Origin of the sequence: Microbacterium sp. CFH 31415 (assembly GCF_022538185.1) — a bacterium.
Classification (GTDB): Bacteria; Actinomycetota; Actinomycetes; order Actinomycetales; family Microbacteriaceae; genus Microbacterium.
In genome coordinates this window covers 352,241-370,588 of record NZ_JAKYXC010000003.1, presented here as the reverse complement: position 1 = coordinate 370,588, position 18,348 = coordinate 352,241, and the positions used below count along the sequence as shown (strand labels likewise).

Genomic DNA, 18,348 nt, shown 5'->3' with positions numbered 1-18,348 from the left:
GTGGTGCACGCCCACGATGCCTATGCCCTGCATGGGATGGCCCAGAACGAGCTGATCCGCGAGCTCGAACTCCTGCGTCGCGCCCGCGAGCGCGCCGACATCGAGCCTCCGGTCGTCTCGGCGCGCACCTCGAAGGCGCCCGGCGGCATCCTGTTCCGACTCCTCCCGCGTCGCGCGTGAGCGCACCTGCTCCGCCGGCAGCACGTCTCCGCGCGCTGCCGGCGGAGCGCTCCCTCCGATCGGTGCCGCGAGCGCCCGCCCGTGAGTACACTGGGCGCGTGCTGGGGCCGCCCCTGACGCCGCGCGAGAGCGCGGTCCTCGCCGCCGTGGAGCGACGGCTCACCAACCCCGAGATCGCCTCGGAGTTGTTCATCTCGGTGCGCACCGTCGAGAGCCACATCGCAAGCCTGCGCCGCAAGCTCGAGGCCGAGAGCCGCGGCGACCTGGTCGCGGCCGCGCGAGAGCTGCGGGATGCCTCCGTGCGCGTGCCCGCGAATCCGTTCCGCGGTCGGGGCCGCGACATCGCCGAGCTGGAGGGGGCCGTCCGAGCAGGCGACCTGCTGACCCTCGTCGGCCCGGGCGGCGTGGGCAAGACCCGCCTCGCGCTCGAGTTCGCCAAGGCGCAGGATGCGCGCACCCCCGTCATCGTCGAGTTCGAGCACGCCACCGCGGGCGACGTCGTCAACCGCATCTCGAGGGTGCTCGGGCTGGAGGCATCCCCCCACGAGGACCTCCTCGCCTCGGTCGGCATCGCCCTGGCCGCGCAGCCCTACCTGCTCGTGCTCGACAACGCCGACCATGTCGGGCCGGCGACGCGCTCGATGATCGCCCGGCTGCGCCCGCTCGCGCCCGGGCTCAAGGTGCTCGTCACCTCGCAGACCCCGCTCGGGGGTGAAGACGAGCACGTCCACCTGGTGCCCCCGCTGGCCGCCGACGGCGTCGACGCGCCCGCGAGCGCACTCCTGCGCGACCGGCTGTCGGCCCACGGGCACTCGCCCTCAGTGGAGGACGAGCCGTTCGTCGACCACATCGCGACCCGACTCGACGGACTCCCGCTCGCGCTGGAGCTCGCCGCCTCCGCCGCACGCCACCTGCCCCTCGCCGAACTGTCCGCACGCCTCGACCGCGACTTCGCGATGCTCGACCGTGCGACGCCGGAGGGTCGGCACCGCAGTCTCGAGACGGCGTTCGAGTGGACCTGGCACCTGCTCGACGACGAGGAGCGCGAAGTGCTGCAACGGCTCGCCGCGCTCCCCCGCACCTTCGACATCGACCTCGCGGTCGCGGTCAGCCACGAAGGCGCCGAACGCGTCGTGCTGCGCCTGCTCGACCGGTCGCTGCTCGTTCCCGCCTTCGGCGACGGCGGTCGCTGGCGCCTGCTCGCGGTGATGCGCGAGTTCGTGCTCGCGCGCACCGATCCGGAGGTGGTGCGCGATGTGCTCCAGCGGCACGCCGAGATGGTGACGATCGTGTCGGAGGGCTTCATCGCGCGGGCACGCACCGATGCGAGCAAAGAGGCGATGGGACTCTCGGTCATGCTGTGCCCCGAGGTGAACGCCGCACTGCGCTGGTCGCTCGCGGAGCGCGACCCGGTGGCCGTCCGGCTGTCGGCGCTGCTCGCCGTCGGCGTGGAGCAGTACGGATCGGATGCCGACAGCGTCGAGGCTCTGGCGCTCGGCGCGCACGACGACTGGCTGCTCGAACGCGCCACGCCGTCGCAGCTGCTCGTGCTGGGCAACGCCCTCGCGTTCTTCGACATCGAGGTGGTGGGCAGGCTCGCCGGGCGCGCTCTCGCCGCCGCCGATCCCGCCGATCCGCACGAGCTGCGCGCCGCCCACCAGCTCGCCGGGCTCGCTGCAGCCTACGGGTCGGACCCCGCCGCCGCCCTCCCTCACCTCGACACCGCCGAGCGTCTCGCGATCGAGCACGATAACCCGTGGGATGCCGCGGCCGCACGCCAGTTCCGCGGTGTCGCGCTCCGCAGCATCGCCGTGCAGGAGGGGCGGGGCAGCGACGTCGCCGACGCCGTCGAGGCTTTCGAAGGCGCGATGCGAGCGTACGCGCGCGCAGGCGACGAGACCCACGTGAACAATGTGCGGTTCATGATGGCCCTGACCGCCGCCGAGTCCGGCTACGATTCCGAGCGCGCCGCCCGCTGGGCCGCCGAGTGCGTCGCCTACTCCGAATCGACCGCGAACGAGCACGAACTTGCGCACGGCCGGCTGGTGCAGGCGACTCTCGGACTGGACGAGAGCGGCGAACTCGACGAGCTGCTGGCGTCGTTCCGCCACTTGGGCGATCTGCGGTGCGTCCACCGCGTCCTGATGCTGCGCGCCAACCGCGCCGCCGATCCGGCCGGTCGCGTGGCCGCGCTGCGTGAGGCCTCGGCGATCGCGACCGCGGCCGGCGACCGGGCACGGCAGATCGCGGCCGTCGAGGGACTCGTCACGGCGCACCGCGACGCCGGTGACGACGGCGCGGTGCTGGCTGCGCTCGACACGCTCGCCGGCCTCGCCGGACGCAGCGCCGCGGTCGCCGCGTGCCCGCCTGATCAGCTGGGCGCCTTCCTCGGGGAGAGCGCTCGCGCCTGACGCCGCGGGCGCCGCGGGCGTGTCCGAACCCGGGCGTAGCGTGAGGGCAGTCGGCGGGCGCCGCGCCTTCCGGCGGAGAGAGAGGATCCAGCATGGACTGGAAGATCGAACTCATCCACGTGCCCGTCTCCGACGTCGACCGGGCCCGCGACTTCTATGTCGGCATCGGGTTCCACCTCGATCACGACCAGACCCCTTTCGAAGGGCTGCGGTTCGTGCAGCTGACGCCGCCGGGCTCGGCGTGCTCGATCGCGTTCGGCACCGGCCTGGGCGGCACACTTCAGCCCGGTCAGCAAGACACGATCCAGGTGGTCGTGCCCGACGCCGACGAGGCGCTCGCACACCTCCGCGAACGGGGTGTCGACGCGCAGGGCGTGGACGAGCAGGCGTGGGGCAGGTTCGTGACGTTCGCCGACCCCGATGGCAACGCCTGGACGCTGCAGCAGCTGCCGAGCCGCTCCTGATCTGCTCGTCACGGCTCGCGCTCCACGGGTAGCCTCGTGCCAGATCCCAGCGAGGAGCACGAGATGAGCGCCGACCCGAGCGCGAGCCCTGACAAGAGACCAGGCCCCGACCACAGCCCGGGCACCCTGACCCAGCCCGCTCCGCCCGACATCTCCGACGCGCTCGCCGCGCGGCTGGCGCGCGACGTCTGGGACATCGAGGCGTCTGCGCGCGCATTGGGCAGCCACCAGGATCGCAACTTCCTTCTCGAGCGCGTCGATGCGCCCCCGCTGCTGCTGAAGATCGCGAATCCCAGCGTGACCGCGGTCGAGCTGGAGGCGCAGTCGGCGGCTGCTTTGCGCATCGCGGAGCGGGCAGGATGCCGCGCCCCCCGTGCGCTCGTCGCGGGCGGGGCGACGGTCCGGCCTGTGACGGTCGGCGGCGTCGAGATGCAGGCGCGCGTGCTCGAGTTCCTCGAGGGCGCGACCCTCACCGGCCATCTCTCGCGCGCGGCCGTCGCCGCACTGGGCACGTTGGCCGCGCGCGTCGCCCTCGCCCTGGAAGACCTCGACGCCCCCGCCGCGGAGCGCAGTCACCAGTGGGACCTCCGACAGGCGCCGGGCGCGCTCGCCGAGCTGCTGCCGTTCGTCGGCGACGCCGCGCTCCGCGAACGGCTCGCGGAAGCCTCCGCTGCGGCGTGGGCCGAGGTCGATGCCGTCGCAGCGGAACTGCCGGTGCAGTTCATTCACGGCGACCTCACCGACGACAACGTGGTGACCGCCGACCGCGTCACCGGCCTGCCCGACGGCGTGATCGACCTGGGCGACCTCAACCGCACCTGGGCCGTCGGCGAGCTGGCCATCACCGTCTCGTCGCTGCTCCATCACGACGGCGTCGACCTCCCCGCCGCGATGCGCACGGTGACGGCCTACCACCACGTCCGGCCGCTCAGCCCGCAGGAACTCCGTGCGCTGTGGCCACTGGTCGTCGTGCGCGCGGCGACGCTCGTCGCGAGTGCCCATCACGTGCTCGCGACCGACCCCGCCAACGCCTACGCGGCCGGAAACCTCCTGCACGAGCGTGCGATCTTCGACGCGGCGACGTCGGTGCCGCTCGACGTCGCGAGCGCCCTCGTCCTGCAGGCGCTCGGGCAGGCCGCCCCCGAGCCTGTGCTCCCGCCGGCGCAGCCGCTCCTGCCGTGGCTGACCGCCGACGACGTCGTCGTGGCCGACCTGTCGCCGACGAGCCCTCACCTGCACGAGGGGCGCTGGCTGACGGCATCCGCCGAGCACGACGTGATGAGCGGATGCCTCGGCCATGCCCGCGTCGTCGCGGCGAGGTTCGGCGAGGCCCGGCTCACCCGCTCCCGGCCCCTCGATCCCGATGAGCCGCACAACGTCGCACTCGGCGTCGAGCTGCGGTTCGCCGACCGGCAGCCGCTCGCGGCGCCCTGGGCCGGCGTCGTCGCACTGACGTCGACCGGCGTGCTCGTCGGCACCGGCGACTGGACCCTCCGGCTGGACGGCATGCGCACCGCGCTCGCCGACGGCACCGCCGTCGAGGCCGGCGACCTGCTCGGCGAGGCGGACGAGACGCTGTGGGTGCAGATCGTGCGCGCCGGCGTCGGCGCCGACGCACCGCGCTTCGCGCCTCGCGGCCTCGCCGGCGCCTGGCGGGCGGTGGTCGCCGATCCGAGCCCGCTCGTGCCGGGGCATCCCGCATCTTCTTCTTCCGGCGCCGCCGATGCGGCCGCGCTGCTCGCTCGCCGCGACGCCGTCTTCGCCGACGTGCAGGAGCACTATTTCGACGACCCGCCCGTGATGGTGCGCGGCTGGCGCGAGCACCTCGTCGACGCCGACGGCCGCGTCTACCTCGACACGCTCAACAACGTCACGTCGGTCGGGCACGCGCACCCGAGACTCGTCGATGCCGTCGCCTCGCAGTGGCGGCTGCTGAACACGAACTCGCGGTTCCACTACCCCGCCGTGGTCGAGTTCTCGGAGCGGCTGGCGGCGCTGCTGCCCGAGCCGCTCGACACCGTCTTCCTCGTGAACAGCGGGTCCGAGGCCGTCGATCTCGCGCTGCGTCTGGGGCAGGCGTGGTCGGGGCGACGCGACGTGCTGGCAGTGCGCGAGGCGTACCACGGGTGGACCTATCTGTCGGATGCGGTGTCGACGTCGGTCGCCGACAACCCCGCCGCGCTCGAGACCCGCCCGGAGTGGGTGCACACCGTGCCGGCGCCCTACGGCCACCGCGGTGCCTCGCCGGCGCGGTACGCGGACGGCGCCGTCGCCGAGGTTGAGCGGCTCGCAGCCGAGGGCACCCCGGTCGGCGCGTTCATCGCCGAGCCGATCTTCGGCAACGCCGGCGGCGTCGCGCTTCCCGACGGCTACCTCGACGCCGTCTACGCAGCGGTGCGGGCGCACGGCGGGCTCGCGATCGCCGACGAGGTTCAAGTGGGCTACGGACGTATGGGCACCTGGTTCTGGGGCTTCGAGCAGCAGGGCGTGGTGCCCGACATCGTGACCGTCGCCAAGGCGATGGGGAGCGGGCATCCGCTCGGCGCCGTCGTCACCACCCGCGAGATCGCCGAGCGCTACCGCGAGGGCGGCTACTTCTTCTCGTCGGCGGGCGGCAGTCCGGTGTCGAGCGCGGTCGGGCTCGCGGTGCTCGACATCATTCGCGACGAGCGACTGCAGGAGAACGCGCGCGAAGTCGGCGGGTACCTCAAGGCACGACTCGAAGAGCTCGGGCAGCGGCATCCGCTCCTCGCCGCCGTCCACGGCTCGGGCTTCTACCTCGGCCCGGAGTTCGTGCGCGACCGGGCCACGTGGGAGCCCGCGACGGCCGAGACCGCCGCGATCTGCGCCCGGCTGCGCGAGCTCGGCGTGATCGCCCAGCCGACGGGCGACCACCAGAACATCCTGAAGCTCAAGCCGCCGATGTGCTTCTCACGCGAGAGCGCAGACGCCGTGGTCGCGGCGCTCGACCGGGTGCTCACGACAGGCTGGTGAGCGCACGGATGGGCGTCAGTGGCGGCCGCCGGGAGGGCCGATCACGAGCAGCGTCGCATAGAGGACGACGACGGCCGCAGCGATCAGCGCCACGAGCAGCCACGCGCGGCCCAGGAACCAGCGCATCAGGCGGTCGTGCCACGCGGCATCCCGCGGATCATCCGTGGCGGTGAGCCGCCATGCGCCGGCCAGGCGACCCGAGCGGTGCAGCCACAGCTCGGTCGGGATCGTCGCGTACGGGATCACGGCGCTCACGACCGCGACGACCGTCGGCCACACGCCCCAGCGCTGGTTCAGGGCGACCAGGATCGCCGTGGCGCCGTAGGACAGGAACACGAAGCCGTGGATCGCGCCGCCCACCGTGACTCCGATCGCGAAATCGCTCGTGGCGCGGAGGATCAGCCCGACGATCAGCAGCGTCCACGAGATGGCCTCCGCGACGGCGAGCACACGGAAGAGGTTCAAGGGCGTGCGGAACACAGGTCTCCTTCGGGTGGGATGCTTCCAGCTTAGGTTCGCCGAGAGGCCGGGCCCGCCGCGGCCCTTCACGCACGGCGGACGGTGCGCGGCCGACGGCGCTAGCGTGGGACGGTGGAGTACTCCCCCGCCGCGCTGCGACGCTGGCCCGACCTCGAAGGTCCCGATCTGCCGGCCGCGGATGCCGCGGACCGGCTGATCCTCGATGAGTCCGCCGACGCGCGGCGCGACGCCGGCGACGGTGCCGTCGTGGTCATCGGCGACGGCTACGGCGCGCTCGCACTTGGCGCGGCGAGCGAGGGCGCGCGCGGCATCCGTGTGCATCAGGACGCGCTCACCGGTGAACAGGCGCTCGCGGCGAACGCCGAGCGGTTCGGCCTGGACGGAACGTTCGCGTCGCAGCCCCTCTGCGCCGACCTCGTCGCGGGCGCGCGAGTGGTGCTCCTGAGGCTCCCCCGGTCGCTCGACGCGCTGCGCGACCTGTCCGGGCTGATCGCCGCGCACGCCGGCGCCGACGTGGTCGTGTACGCCGGCGGCCGGATCAAGCACATGACGCCCGCGATGAACGACGTGCTGCGCGAGCACTTCTCGCGTGTCGATGTGAGCCACGCCCGGCAGAAGTCACGCGTGCTGATCGCGCGCGGCCCCCATGACGGGCGCGAGCCGGAGCCTCGCATCGAGACGCACGGCGACCTCGCCGTGTGCGCCTTCGGCGGCGCGTTCGCCGGCACGTCGATCGACATCGGCACCCGGCTGCTGCGGGAGCACCTGCCTGAGCGGGGCGCGCCGGCGGGCTCCGTGATCGACCTCGCGTGCGGGACGGGTGTCGTGGCGACGACCCTCGCGCTGCGGCATCCCGAGCTTCACGTCATCGCGTGCGATCAGTCGGCGACAGCCGTCGCGTCTGCGCGTGCCACCGCCGAGGCGAATGGCGTCGGCGATCGCGTCGAGGTCGTGCGGGACGACATGCTGCGCTCGCAGGGCGACGCCACGGCCTCGTTCATCGCGCTCAATCCGCCCTTCCATGTGGGAGCAGCGGTGAACGACGGTGTGGCGCCGCGCATGTTCGCCGACGCCGCGCGGGTTCTTCAGCCGGGCGGCGAGCTGTGGACGGTGTGGAACTCCGCGCTGCAGTACCGACCCGCGCTCGAGCGGCTCGTCGGACCGACGCGTCAGATCGCGCGCAACGCGAAGTTCACGCTGACCGCCTCGACGCGGCGCTGACTCTCCTCTGGTCGACGGGTCACTCCTCGGTCGCCGGCGGCGGCGAGAACGCGACCCACGCGCCGTCGCTGCACTGGTAGAACATCGGCGTCGTCGTATCGATGAAGATGTCGTCGCTCTCGCATGCCGAGTCGACGGGCTCCCCCGAGCCGAGGGTCACCTGCGTGCCGGGCGCCCCCGCCTCACCCTGCTCCCCTTCTTCGCCCTGTTCGCCCTGCTGGCCCTGTGCGCCCGTGGCTCCGGTCGCGCCCGTCGCGCCGGTGAGATTCGCGGCAGCCGACTCGCGGATGTTGCCGACGTGCGTCCAGTCGTCTTCGAACAGGTAGACGTCGGCGGTGGCGATGTCGATGTAAACGTCGCCCTCGCTGCCCTTGCCCGACTCGGGCGCGCCGGTTCCGGCGCGCACCGCGGACCCCGCCGGGAGGATGTCCTCGAGTGCGGCCTCGTAGTCCTCGACCGTCGGCGTCTCGTCGGGTGTGGCGGAAGGTTCGGGAGTGGATGCCGCTGCCGGCGCCTGATCGGCCGTGTCGACGGACCGTGCCAGCCACGAGCCGAGGAACGCGGCGAAGAAGGCCAGCACGACGATCGCGAGACCGAACCACATGAGCGTCCGGCTGGTCACGCCGGCGGACGGCGGTGGGCTCGCCGGCACAGCGGCCGACGGCTTGGTGATCGGAGGTGTGCTGTCGCTGCTCATGGGCGCGTCTCCATTCGCCGTCCCCCAGGGCGTCGGCGGGGGCCACGCCGGACGGTGTGGTGCCCACTGTAGGGAAGCGCCGACGCGGCGGGCCTCACCCGGTCAGGATGATCCGCCGGCGCAGGCCGGGCGCGGCATCCGCTCAGCATCGATGGCCCGGTCGCCGACACGCAACCGGGCTTCGGGTGCTGGGGACACCCGAAGCCCGGCCATCGCGAGTATCGGTTCGTGCACCCAAGGCCACGAGCCCCGGCGATGTAAAGACGTGGGTGTGGGGACACCCGTCGTCCAGCGGATGCTGGGGACATCCGCGTCCCTGACATTATCGCTCTGCACCCGTCGTCGGGACGTATCACCGGGGGTGTTCACGTGGCGTGTCGCGCCTGTGAGTCCACGGCGGCTGACCCCCCTCGAGCCCACGTAGACCGCGCTGCCGATCACCACCGCGTCGAAATCGGCGGCATCGGCGTCGTCCGCTGCGGACGCGCAGACGACGTCGAGCCCGTGAGCCATCAACTCGTCTGCGATGGCGTCGGCGATCTCCTGGGTGGAACTTCTGCACGATGGGAGGTGACGTCGGCGCGCGAACGGGCACAAGGTCCTCGTGCTCGGTCAAGCGTGGACGCTCAGACCGCCGCCCAGCCGCCGTCTACCGCGAGGATCGCACCGGACACGTTCGAGGCATCGTCGCTGAGAAGCCATGTGATCGCAGCGGCGAGCTGGTCAGGTTGCGCTACGGGCGGGAGGTTGGTCTGGAAGAACGGGCCGAGACGCTGCCCGGCCCACTCGGAGCGGAAAGGAGCCTCGATGTTCGTGGCGACCGGTCCGGGAGCGACCGCATTGCAGCGGATGCCTTTCGGCGTGTAGAAGAAGGCGGTGCTCAGAGTGAAGCCGTTCACCGCGTGCTTGGAGGTCGTGTACGGGGTGCCCGCAGCGGAGCCTCGCTGACCTGCCTCCGAGCCGACGTTGACGATCGATCCGGCCCCGGTACGCAGCATCCGTCCGAGTGCAGCGCGAGTCAGCTTCATCATGGCGGTGAGATTCACCGCCATCACCCGATCCCAGGTGGCATCGGTGATCTCGGCGGTGGGCTCGAAGCCGTCCATGATGCCAGCGACGTTCGCCAGTCCGTCGATGCGGTCGCCGGCCGCCGCCATGACGGCGTCGATGACGGCGTCGTCGCAGAGATCGCCGGTGACGCATTCGACGACTGATCCCAGAGCGGCCGCCAGTGCCTCCAGTCGCTCCGCGGACATGTCGACGGCGATCACGCGACCGCCCTCTGCGGAGATGCGCTGCGCCGTGGCCCGCCCGATGCCAGATCCAGCTCCCGTCACGATGACGGTGCGGCCTTCGAAGAGGCCCGTGTTCGTGTTCATCCCGATCCTCCTTCTGCGCCCGGAGTGCACACATCCAGAGTGAGTGCGAGAGGTGCCGAGGCGCCGGGACGATAGTCCCGTCCTCATCCAGTTCGACGACCATCACCATTCCCGGTGAGGCGGGGAGGCCGTTCGAAGTCGAACGGCTGACGATCACGTTCAGGTGGGTGCGTCTTGCGCATTCCTTGCGGAAACGTTCAGCGTCACAGTTTGTCCCCCGAATGGGGGACAGCTACCGTAGTCGATGGAGGCGCTGTGAGGGGCACTGGGGAGATCTGGGGATCTTGTCCCGCACCCGCCACCACGCTGGGGAATAATCACCAAGCCGACGGGCACGCTCGGGGCTGGGGAGCAGCCCCCTCGAGCCGAACGCAAACCAGCCGAGCGGCCCGAGGGGGACCGGACGGATCGCGACGCCGGGCCTGTGGGGACAGGTCCGGCTCACGCCCTGCTGGGGACAGGGCGAACCCTTTGCGGCCGCTGGGGACGGCCATGGTGAACGCGAACGTCGATCCCACCCTACGGCCCATGCCCTGGGGAAGGCATCAATGCAGGAGATGAACGATAAGCCGGCTGATCGGCAACAACGCGTTCAAGTGTTACCCGCAGCCCGGCGCGCGGCGACGAACAGATGCGGGCACGACATGGGCAAGGCCCCTGCGGGCCGCTCTCGCGAGCTGCCCGCAGGGGCTCAGTTCTGTTCAGCCGATCTCGCCGTTTCGGCTCATGGTCGGAGCGTCTAGAAGTCCCAGTTCTCGTCGCGACCCGCGGAATCATGCAGGAATCTACGTCGGCGCGATCCTCGTGCCATCTGCGTGCCACTCGGGCCGAAATCGCGGCGTCGAGCGGGTTATCCACGCAGCATCAGCATAATTGACCGGGCACCGGCGCGACATCCCTGCTCTGGAGCGTGTACCCCCTGCGTACCTGATAGGTGGAGAAGGGAGCTCACGATGAGCATTCGCACCACCGGAGCAGTAGCCTCCACTCACGACTCCAGCGCCGCTGTCGAGCGTCGCTGGATGAGTGTCGTCTTCATGCAGGGTGAGGATGCCGACGGCGTGCTCGACATGATCGACAAGAACGGACCCGAGGCCGCAATCCGCCATCTGTCGGAGTGGGACTACGGCGACGAGACGCGGGATGCCGCGTTGGTCAATGGATACGTCTACGACGAGATCCCCCAGAGCCCGACTGACCGCGTAGTCCGCGACGACTCCGCAGGGTACGGGCTCACCTACAACCATCACTTCGGGTACGCGTCGCTCCTGCGCCACTTCGATCCGGTCGTCGAGGACGCCCGGGAGTCCGTGGCACCGCCAGCTCGGTTCGGATTCGATAGACAGCGGAGCGCACGCCGCTCTGCCGGACTCCGACTCTAGGATTTTCCCACGGGCAGCACGCAAGCATCCCTTTGCGGGCGGCGCGCGAAAGCGGGACCCCGACGTGCACCCGGCGGAGGACCGGCGGATCGAATGAGCTGACTTGACCTCGGCCCCAGGAGGACGGTTGGCGCACGACGTGTTCAAAAGCTGCGGCGAGGCTCCGTCAGTGTGGCCGGTGAACAGGCCGCGAAACCTTTAGGCGGTGCGGCCGGATCTTGACATAGCGTCGGCGAACCCGTCCAGCAGGAGCTCGAGGCCGTACTCGAACTCTGCCGCGTCATCCTGTGCGAGAAGGGTTGGCGTGATCTCCGTTACAAGCGGGAGGAGCTTGGCTGCCGTGGGCGTGTCCATGCTGTCGCGCGTCTCCGATGTGATCGTGCGCGTCTCGGGCGAGAAGTATCCGCCCAATTCGATGTCGAGTGTGCCCAGCGAATACGCAGCCAGAGCGCGGTAGCAGCGTGCGGTGCTGAGCTCGTCGAAGCCGGCGCGGCGGAAGCTGCGGAACCCCGCTTCCACGAAGGCCAGAGCGTCGGGTGTATGCGGTGGGAACTGGTTGATGAGTCGCGAGGCGTTCGGGTGGCGCATGGCGACGTGTCGCACGGACCGCATGATGAAGCGCATGGCGTCGCGCCAGTGGATGTCCTCAGGCGGCGTGTCGACCTCGGCGAGCAGGAGTTGAGCGACGCCGTCGAGCAACGCGTCCTTGTCCGGGAAGTACGTGTACACCGCCATCGGCGACGAGCCGAGACTCTTCGCGAGCTTGCGCATGCTGAGCCCCTCGATACCGTCCGCGTCGATAGCGGCCAGGGCCGCCTGTGCAATGCCCATCTGTGTGAGTTTTTCTGCCATTGCGGCCTCCCTGCTTGACAGCTTACATCGTACGGTGCAATCTGTACGACGTATCCGTACACCGTAAAGGCAACAACTGACACCGTAAGGAGCATCATGATCCACATCCGACAGGCCGGCCCTGGGGATGCCGTGGCCCTGGACGAGATGGTGCGAGAGCTCGCCGCGCACGAGGGCGACCTGGAGCACGTTCACGTGGACGCGGAGGCGTGGCGGGAGCTGCTCGCGCGCCCCGACGTGCGCGTCCTGATCGCCGAGGATGACGCCGGTGCGGTCGGCTTCACCAGCACCGTGCGCCGCATCCATCTCTGGACCGGCGGCGACCTGCTCGCGCTGGACGACCTGTACGTCCGACCGGGACACCGCGACAAGGGCATCGGCAGCCAGCTGATGACCGCCGTGGCCCGACTCGCCGCCGAAGACGACCTGCTCGTGCAGTGGGGCGTCCGCCTGAACAACCACGCCGGGCAGCGCTTCTACGCGCGCCTGGGCGCCACCCTCAACACCAAGATGACCGCGTCCTGGACGCCGGCGCAGTACCGCCGACACCTCGCCGCTGCCCGCTGAACTGCTAAAGGACACACACCATGAGCACCACATTCGCCATCGAGGCCACCGACCTCGTGAAGACGTACGGCACCGGCGACACCACCGTCCGGGCCCTCGACCACGCCAGCCTCAGCATCCGCCGTGGCCGGTTCACCGCCATCATGGGCCCGTCCGGGTCCGGCAAGTCCACGATGATGCACGCCATGGCGGGGCTGGACACCGTCGACTCCGGCAGCATCCGCCTCGGAGAAACAGAGCTCGTCGGCATGAGCGAGAAGCAGCGCACCTTGCTTCGCCGCACCCACGTCGGCTTCATCTTCCAGCAGTACAACCTCGTGCCCGCCCTCACCGCGGAGGAGAACATCGCCCTCCCGCTGCGCCTGGCAGGTCAGAAGGTCGACAAGGACTGGATGCTGGAGCTAGCCGCGACGCTCGGCATCGCCGACCGGCTCACCCACCGCCCCTCCGAGCTCTCCGGCGGCCAGCAGCAGCGCGTCGCCGTCGCCCGCGCCCTCATCTCCCGCCCCGAGGTCGTCTTCGCCGACGAGCCCACCGGAGCACTGGACTCCCGCTCCAGCCAGGCGCTGCTGGCCTTCCTGCGCCGCGCTGCCAGCGAGCTGTGGCAGACCATCGTGATGGTCACGCACGACCCGTCGGCCGCGGCATACGCGGACCGGGTCGAGTTCCTCTCCGACGGCGAGGTGATCGACGGTCACGACAACCCGACCGCCGCAACCGTCCTTGAGCGCATGGCGCGCTTCGACGCCGAGCGTCAGGGGGTGGCGGCATGATCCGGTTCGCGTTCGCCCAGGTCCTCGCCCACCGCCTGCGACTGGCTCTCACGGTGGTCGCCGTCATGCTCGGCGTCGCCTTCGTCACCGGCAGCCTCGTCCTCAACGACACGGCCCAGAAGCTGTTCGACGACCAGTTCGCCACCGCCTCCGCCGGCGCCGACGTGACCGTCCGCACCGCCACCGCATTCGACTCCGGAATGGGCGTCGAGGTCGAACGGGACCCGCTTCCCGCCGCAACGCTGGACTCCGTCCGCGACGTGGACGCTGTCACAGATGCGGTCCCGGTCGCCAAGGGCGCCGCCCGCCTCGAGCAGGGCACCACCGATCTGGGCAGCGTCCAGCTGAGCACCTGGGTCGACGAGCCCGTCGGCGCATACCCGCTCCGCGACGGCGCGGCACCCACCAGCGACGGCGAGATCGTCATCGACAAGAACACCGCCGACGCGCTCGGCCTGCGCATCGGCGACGCTGTCACCGTCGTCGGCGACACCCGGGTCGATGCTCGTGTCGTCGGGCTCGTCGGGTTCGGTGACGGTGACGGTCCGCCGGTGGGGGCGGTCGCGCTTTCGACCCTCACCACCGCGCAGAGCGTCCTCGGCCTCGGCGACGGCCTGTCCGAGATCCTCGTCACCTCGGAACTGACCGCCGGTGAACTGCAGCCGCTGCTCGCTGATGTACTCGCTGACGACGTGCAGGTCGCTACGGCGCAAGACCTCGCCGCAGCCGGCGCCGAGCAGGCTGCCGCGAACCTCGAGATGCTCCAGGTCGTGCTCATCGCGATGAGCGTCGCGGCGCTCATCATCGGCGCGTTCCTCATCGCCAACACCTTCACCATCGTCATCTCGCAGCGCACCCGTGAGCTCGCGGTGATCCGTGCGACCGGCGCGACCGGGAAGCAGGTTCTTGCGTCGGTGCTCGTCGAGGCGCTGCTCGTGGGCGCCCTCGCCTCGACCGTCGGCGTGCTGCTGGGCATCGTGAGCACCTACGGCCTGCGCGCACTGGCCGGAGTCTTCGGGGTCAGCATCCCCTCCGGTGAGCTCGTCATCGAGACCCGAACCGTCATCATCGCCCTCACCGTCGGTGTCCTGGTCACCCTTGTCTCGGCTGTCGGCCCGGCTCGCCGTGCCGCGGCGGTCTCTCCGCTTGCCGCGATGCGCAGCAGCGCCGCCGAGACGCGCGGTCTCGGTCGCGGGCGCCTCATCACCGGCACGGTTCTGCTGGTGGCAGGCTCCGCCGTCGCCGCCCTTCCAGGGTTGGCCGCGGGCCCGATCCTGCTGCTCGGCGCGGGATTGGTGCTCGCCCTCGTCGGTGTCGTGCTGATCGCGCCGTCCGCGCTGCGTCCGCTGGTCTCTCTCGTCGGCGCGGCCTCCGCGCGGACAGTGCCCGGGCAGCTGGCCCGGGAAGCAGCGCTTCGCGCACCGCGTCGCACCTCCGCGACGGTGATGGCGCTGGCGTTCGGGCTCGCGCTGATGAGCTTCGTGTCCATCGTCGGCGGCTCGGTGAAAGCGGCCACCGGTGAGCAGTACCGCGAGGTCATCGCCGCGGACGTCGTCATCGAAAGCGCAGGGCAGGAGATGCTCGGCGGGGTGCACGCGGCCGTCTACGACGAGGTCCGGGCGGTCTCCGCTGTCGGCGTTGCCACCCGGCTGAAGTACGGGCATTGGAAGGACGGCGGGACGACCAGCGCGCTGACCGGTCTGGACCCTGAGCTCATCACCGAGGTCGCGCAGATCCGGATGGTGGACGGGGACATCGCCGCACTGAGCGCCGGAGGCGTCGTCATCGCCGAACGCGTCGCCACCGAGCGTGAGCTAGCGGTGGGCGACGAGCTGCCGATGACGTTCGCGCGGCTGGGTGAGACCATCCTGCCCATCGTCGGCATCATCGCCGACGGTCCCGCGCAGGCGCTGCAGACCGACTTCTTCGTCTCCCTGGACACCTACGGTGCCCTCTTCACCGAGGACATGGATGCCAGCATCTTTGTGCTGGCAGCGGCCGGCACCTCTCCTGCGGAGCTCTCCACCGCCCTGGAGACCGCGCTCGAGGACCACCCGACAGTACAGGTGCGAGACCAGGCGGCGGTCATCGCGGGACGCACACAGACCGTCGACCAAATCTTCGGATTAGTCACGGTGCTCCTCGCGTTCGCCATGGTCATCGCCGTGCTCGGCATCGCGAACACCCTCGCGCTGTCCATCGTCGAACGCACCCGCGAGATCGGTGTCCTCCGCTCGGTCGGCATGTCACGCCGGTCGGTGGCGCTGATGGTGCAAGCCGAGGCGGTCATCGTGTCGGTCGTCGCCGTGGTCACCGGGCTGCTCCTCGGTGTCGCCGCCAGCGTCGCCGCCATCGGCGCGCTGTCCACCATCGCCCCGCTGCGCATGGAAGTGCCGGTCGCGCAGTTGGCAGTACTCGCGGGAGTCGTCGCCGTGGCGGGCCTGCTCGCCGGGATCGCGCCGGCCGCTCGCGCCGCGAAGCTGCCGGTCCTGGAGGCGATTGCGCATGCGTGACCGGACCCTGCCACTGGTGCTCACACTGGTGGCCGCTCAGCTGGTCGTGATGCTCGACTCCAGCATCCTCATCGTCGCGCTGCCTTCCATCGCCGAAGATCTAGATCTCACCGCAGTCGGGACAGCGTGGGTGCTCAACGCCTACTTCCTGACCTTCGGCGGGCTGCTGCTGGTCTCCGGTCGGGCCGCTGACATCGTCGGCCGCCGCCGGATGTTCCTCACCGGGGCGACGGTTCTCGTCGCCGGCTCACTCCTGGGCGGCTTCGCCAGCACGGACGCCGTGCTGGTGACCGCCCGCCTGATCCAGGGCGGCGGCGCTGCGATGCTCAGCCCCGCCGCCATGGCGGTGATCCTCGCCACATTCACCGGCACCGCCCGGACCCGCACGATGGCCTGGTGGGGTGCGGCGTCCACCGTCGGCGGCGCGCTCGGCGTGAGCGTCGGAGGCATCATCACCAGCGCACTCGGCTGGCAGAGCGTCATGTTCGTCACCGCCGCCGCAGCCGTGCTTGTCGGCATCGCCGGCTGGGCTCAGCTGAAGCTTGACCACCCCACCACCCGCCGACCATTCGATGCTGCGGGTGCGGCGCTCGTGACCACGGCGGCGGGTGCGGTGGTCTTTGCCGTGCTGAGCCTTCCGCATGCTGGGGTGGCCTCGGTCGAGGTGCTCATCGCGGCGGCCGTCGCCGTGGCCGCCGGGACCGGCTTCGTTCTGGTCGAGCAGCGCAGCCGGGACGCTGTTCTGCCGCTTCCGGCACTGCGGGAGCCGCGCGTCGCAGGTGGCATCGTCGTCAACGTGCTCGGTGGCGCCGCCCGAGTCGCGTGCTTCGTGCTGGTTGCCCTGCTCATTCAGCAGGTACTCGAGTACGACCCGGCGGCCGCTGGGCTGGCCATGCTGCCAACATCGGTGGCCGGCTTCGCCGTCAGCACACTGCTGCTGCCGCGCGCGCTCGCACGGTTCGGTCCCGAGAAGGTCGCGGTGCTGGGGCTCATCCTCCTCGTCACCGCCCACCTGATGTTCGCCTCCCTCGACCACGGGATGCCGTACCTCGCACGGGTGCTCCCCGTCCTCCTGCTCGCAGCCGCGGGCGTGGCGTTCAGCTTCACCCCCACCACCCTCGTCATCGCAAGCGGCATGACCGCAAGCAACGCAGGCGTCGGGTCAGGACTCGCATCTTCCACCGCCCAGATCGGCGGAGCCCTCGGCATCGCCGCATTCGGCGCCATCGACGCGTACCCACGCGTAGCCGTCCTCGCCGCAGGGGGAAGCGAGCTGGCCGCAGCGGAGGCGGGCCTCTCCGCCGCTCACCTGGCCGCAGCCACCGCGGCGGCCGTAGCAGTACTGGTCGCCATCGCCGCCTTCCCGTCCGTCAGGCCGCGGTGGCTGCTCGCTGCGGTGTCGAACTTCGCGGGCCACCGGAGCGGAACGACAGTGGCCAGTTGATGCACCGTCCTGCTCAGGATGAGGACAACATGCCCTCAGAAATCAAGACACTTGGGCCGACTAGACGGCATTCAGTTCGGGACGGGCTCCTCGCCCGCCCGGTGCTGCTGTGGGCGCTGTTTCTCGTGACGATCACGGCGATAGGGATCCTCGCCAAGTGGCTGACGCCCACCCTCCGACCAGGCCCTGGCGGCGTCGGCCTGGTCCAGGTCGCATTGCAGCTCGGGATGCTGCTCATGATTCTCCCGTTCGCCGTCCGCGTCGGATGGGATGTGCTGGGCCTTCGGCGACTGCCGGCGTCGCGCGATCGGCTCGTGCTGATGTTTCCGACCCTCACTGTGGTCGTCGGCTTCTTCGCCGGCTTCCGACACGTGGAGGTTTCGACACTGACCCTCGCGTTCACGTCGGTAGTGCTTGCAGGCGTGGTTGAGGAGACGACGTTCCGCGGGATCCTGCTCACCCGGCTCCTGCCACGCGGACCGTGGACGGCGGTGCTGCTCTCCTCCGCCCTCTTCGGGTTGCTGCACGTTGCCAACCTGTTCCTCGGCTCGCCCTGGCAGACCGTTCTGCTCCAAGTGACGTTCGCGGCGATGGCGGGCACCGGCTACGCCGCCATGCGTATGCGCACCGGCTCACTCTGGCCGCCCGTCGTGCTGCACGCGCTGTTCGATCTCACCTTCCGAGTCACGGCGTTGGAAGCGGGCACCCCCTTCCACAGCGCCATCCAGATGCTGCACGGAGTGGGCTGGCTTATCTACGCCTTGATCGCATTGCGGCGTGCCGCACTTGTGGAAGAGCAGTGCAACACCTCGCTCAGCCGTTCAAAAGCGTCGACGTGACAGGCCGTCAGTGCGATCCTTATGCGGGCGGCGCACGCTGAGCGCGCCTCATCGTGCACCGCGGCTCCCTTCCCGGCAGGCCGCGCCGACGAGGCTCTGCCTAGAGCCGGTTACGGCGGTCTCGTGTCACTTCCACGCGCGTCATCGCCCCT

Annotated in this window: 16 protein-coding genes; 11 read left to right on the top strand and 5 right to left on the bottom strand. The window is 70.6% G+C overall.

The features are described 5' to 3' along the window. From MK786_RS05785 to MK786_RS05770, 4 genes are all read left to right on the top strand, one after another. Window positions 1-180 carry a hypothetical protein gene (locus tag MK786_RS05785; protein ID WP_241111275.1) on the top strand — a complete coding sequence of 60 codons (180 nt, stop codon included), beginning with the start codon at window positions 1-3 and terminating at the stop codon, window positions 178-180. 98 nt (window positions 181-278) lie between these two features. Next, window positions 279-2,591 (top strand): LuxR C-terminal-related transcriptional regulator, encoded by a 2,313-nt coding sequence (locus tag MK786_RS05780; protein ID WP_241111274.1) that lies wholly within the window; start codon window positions 279-281, stop codon window positions 2,589-2,591. A 92-nt stretch (window positions 2,592-2,683) separates the two neighbouring features. Continuing rightward, window positions 2,684-3,055 carry a VOC family protein gene (locus MK786_RS05775; protein ID WP_241111273.1) on the top strand — a complete coding sequence of 124 codons (372 nt, stop codon included), beginning with the start codon at window positions 2,684-2,686 and terminating at the stop codon, window positions 3,053-3,055. Window positions 3,056-3,118: 63 nt separating this feature from the next. Next, a complete protein-coding gene (locus MK786_RS05770; RefSeq protein ID WP_241111272.1) occupies window positions 3,119-6,049 on the top strand; it encodes an aminotransferase in 2,931 nt (976 codons plus the stop codon). Between the two features lie 15 nt (window positions 6,050-6,064). On the opposite strand, the gene MK786_RS05765 is transcribed toward MK786_RS05770, so the two are convergent. Next, window positions 6,065-6,529: a DUF3817 domain-containing protein gene (locus MK786_RS05765; protein WP_241111271.1), complete on the bottom strand. Its 465-nt coding sequence runs from the start codon at window positions 6,527-6,529 to the stop codon at window positions 6,065-6,067. A gap of 111 nt (window positions 6,530-6,640) precedes the next feature. Between MK786_RS05765 and MK786_RS05760 the strand changes: the two genes are divergently transcribed. Beyond that, window positions 6,641-7,750, top strand: a complete 1,110-nt coding sequence (locus tag MK786_RS05760) for a class I SAM-dependent methyltransferase (protein WP_241111270.1) — start codon at window positions 6,641-6,643, stop codon at window positions 7,748-7,750. A gap of 19 nt (window positions 7,751-7,769) precedes the next feature. Here the strand turns inward: MK786_RS05760 and MK786_RS05755 are convergent, their stop codons facing one another. The 3 genes from MK786_RS05755 to MK786_RS05750 all read right to left on the bottom strand — a co-directional run bounded on the left by MK786_RS05755 (window position 7,770) and on the right by MK786_RS05750 (window position 9,826). After that, complete coding sequence (locus MK786_RS05755; protein WP_241111269.1) at window positions 7,770-8,447, bottom strand: hypothetical protein; 678 nt, start codon at window positions 8,445-8,447, stop codon at window positions 7,770-7,772. A gap of 102 nt (window positions 8,448-8,549) precedes the next feature. Further along, window positions 8,550-9,044, bottom strand: coding sequence for a flavodoxin domain-containing protein (locus tag MK786_RS16525; RefSeq protein ID WP_374200429.1), 495 nt, complete (start codon window positions 9,042-9,044; stop codon window positions 8,550-8,552). A gap of 29 nt (window positions 9,045-9,073) precedes the next feature. Continuing rightward, on the bottom strand, window positions 9,074-9,826 hold the full coding sequence (locus MK786_RS05750; RefSeq protein ID WP_241111268.1) for an SDR family NAD(P)-dependent oxidoreductase: 753 nt from the start codon (window positions 9,824-9,826) through the stop codon (window positions 9,074-9,076). 953 nt (window positions 9,827-10,779) lie between these two features. Between MK786_RS05750 and MK786_RS05745 the strand changes: the two genes are divergently transcribed. Beyond that, complete coding sequence (locus MK786_RS05745; protein ID WP_241111267.1) at window positions 10,780-11,208, top strand: hypothetical protein; 429 nt, start codon at window positions 10,780-10,782, stop codon at window positions 11,206-11,208. 198 nt (window positions 11,209-11,406) lie between these two features. Here the strand turns inward: MK786_RS05745 and MK786_RS05740 are convergent, their stop codons facing one another. Next, window positions 11,407-12,060 (bottom strand): TetR/AcrR family transcriptional regulator, encoded by a 654-nt coding sequence (locus MK786_RS05740; protein ID WP_194397129.1) that lies wholly within the window; start codon window positions 12,058-12,060, stop codon window positions 11,407-11,409. Between the two features lie 96 nt (window positions 12,061-12,156). Here MK786_RS05740 and MK786_RS05735 point away from each other — a divergent pair, with 96 nt between their 5' ends. Genes MK786_RS05735 through MK786_RS05715 form a run of 5 tightly spaced genes read left to right on the top strand, consistent with a single transcriptional unit; the run spans window position 12,157 to window position 18,196 of the window. Continuing rightward, a complete protein-coding gene (locus MK786_RS05735; protein WP_241111266.1) occupies window positions 12,157-12,627 on the top strand; it encodes a GNAT family N-acetyltransferase in 471 nt (156 codons plus the stop codon). A 20-nt stretch (window positions 12,628-12,647) separates the two neighbouring features. Beyond that, the gene (locus MK786_RS05730) at window positions 12,648-13,400 is read left to right on the top strand and encodes an ABC transporter ATP-binding protein (protein WP_194397131.1); all 753 of its coding nucleotides are present in this window, start codon (window positions 12,648-12,650) and stop codon (window positions 13,398-13,400) included. After that, window positions 13,397-15,913, top strand: a complete 2,517-nt coding sequence (locus tag MK786_RS05725) for an ABC transporter permease (RefSeq protein ID WP_241111265.1) — start codon at window positions 13,397-13,399, stop codon at window positions 15,911-15,913. The genes MK786_RS05730 and MK786_RS05725 overlap by 4 nt, the downstream gene beginning before the upstream one ends. After that, window positions 15,906-17,357 carry an MFS transporter gene (locus MK786_RS05720; protein WP_194397133.1) on the top strand — a complete coding sequence of 484 codons (1,452 nt, stop codon included), beginning with the start codon at window positions 15,906-15,908 and terminating at the stop codon, window positions 17,355-17,357. The genes MK786_RS05725 and MK786_RS05720 overlap by 8 nt, the downstream gene beginning before the upstream one ends. Before the next feature lie 29 nt (window positions 17,358-17,386). Continuing rightward, window positions 17,387-18,196: a CPBP family intramembrane glutamic endopeptidase gene (locus MK786_RS05715; protein ID WP_241111264.1), complete on the top strand. Its 810-nt coding sequence runs from the start codon at window positions 17,387-17,389 to the stop codon at window positions 18,194-18,196. Window positions 18,197-18,348 lie beyond the last annotated feature (152 nt).

Bases quoted from the DNA above. Each gene is read 5' to 3' on its own strand.
- MK786_RS05775 (WP_241111273.1), top strand. From the start codon at position 2,684: ATGGACTGGAAGATCGAACTCATCCACGTGCCCGTCTCCGACGTCGAC.
- MK786_RS05720 (WP_194397133.1), top strand. From the start codon at position 15,906: ATGCGTGACCGGACCCTGCCACTGGTGCTCACACTGGTGGCCGCTCAG.
- MK786_RS05740 (WP_194397129.1), bottom strand. From the start codon at position 12,060: ATGGCAGAAAAACTCACACAGATGGGCATTGCACAGGCGGCCCTGGCC.
- MK786_RS05770 (WP_241111272.1), top strand. From the start codon at position 3,119: ATGAGCGCCGACCCGAGCGCGAGCCCTGACAAGAGACCAGGCCCCGAC.
- MK786_RS05755 (WP_241111269.1), bottom strand. From the start codon at position 8,447: ATGAGCAGCGACAGCACACCTCCGATCACCAAGCCGTCGGCCGCTGTG.
- MK786_RS05715 (WP_241111264.1), top strand. From the start codon at position 17,387: ATGCCCTCAGAAATCAAGACACTTGGGCCGACTAGACGGCATTCAGTT.
- MK786_RS05730 (WP_194397131.1), top strand. From the start codon at position 12,648: ATGAGCACCACATTCGCCATCGAGGCCACCGACCTCGTGAAGACGTAC.
- MK786_RS05750 (WP_241111268.1), bottom strand. From the start codon at position 9,826: ATGAACACGAACACGGGCCTCTTCGAAGGCCGCACCGTCATCGTGACG.
- MK786_RS05745 (WP_241111267.1), top strand. From the start codon at position 10,780: ATGAGCATTCGCACCACCGGAGCAGTAGCCTCCACTCACGACTCCAGC.
- MK786_RS05725 (WP_241111265.1), top strand. From the start codon at position 13,397: ATGATCCGGTTCGCGTTCGCCCAGGTCCTCGCCCACCGCCTGCGACTG.
- MK786_RS05735 (WP_241111266.1), top strand. From the start codon at position 12,157: ATGATCCACATCCGACAGGCCGGCCCTGGGGATGCCGTGGCCCTGGAC.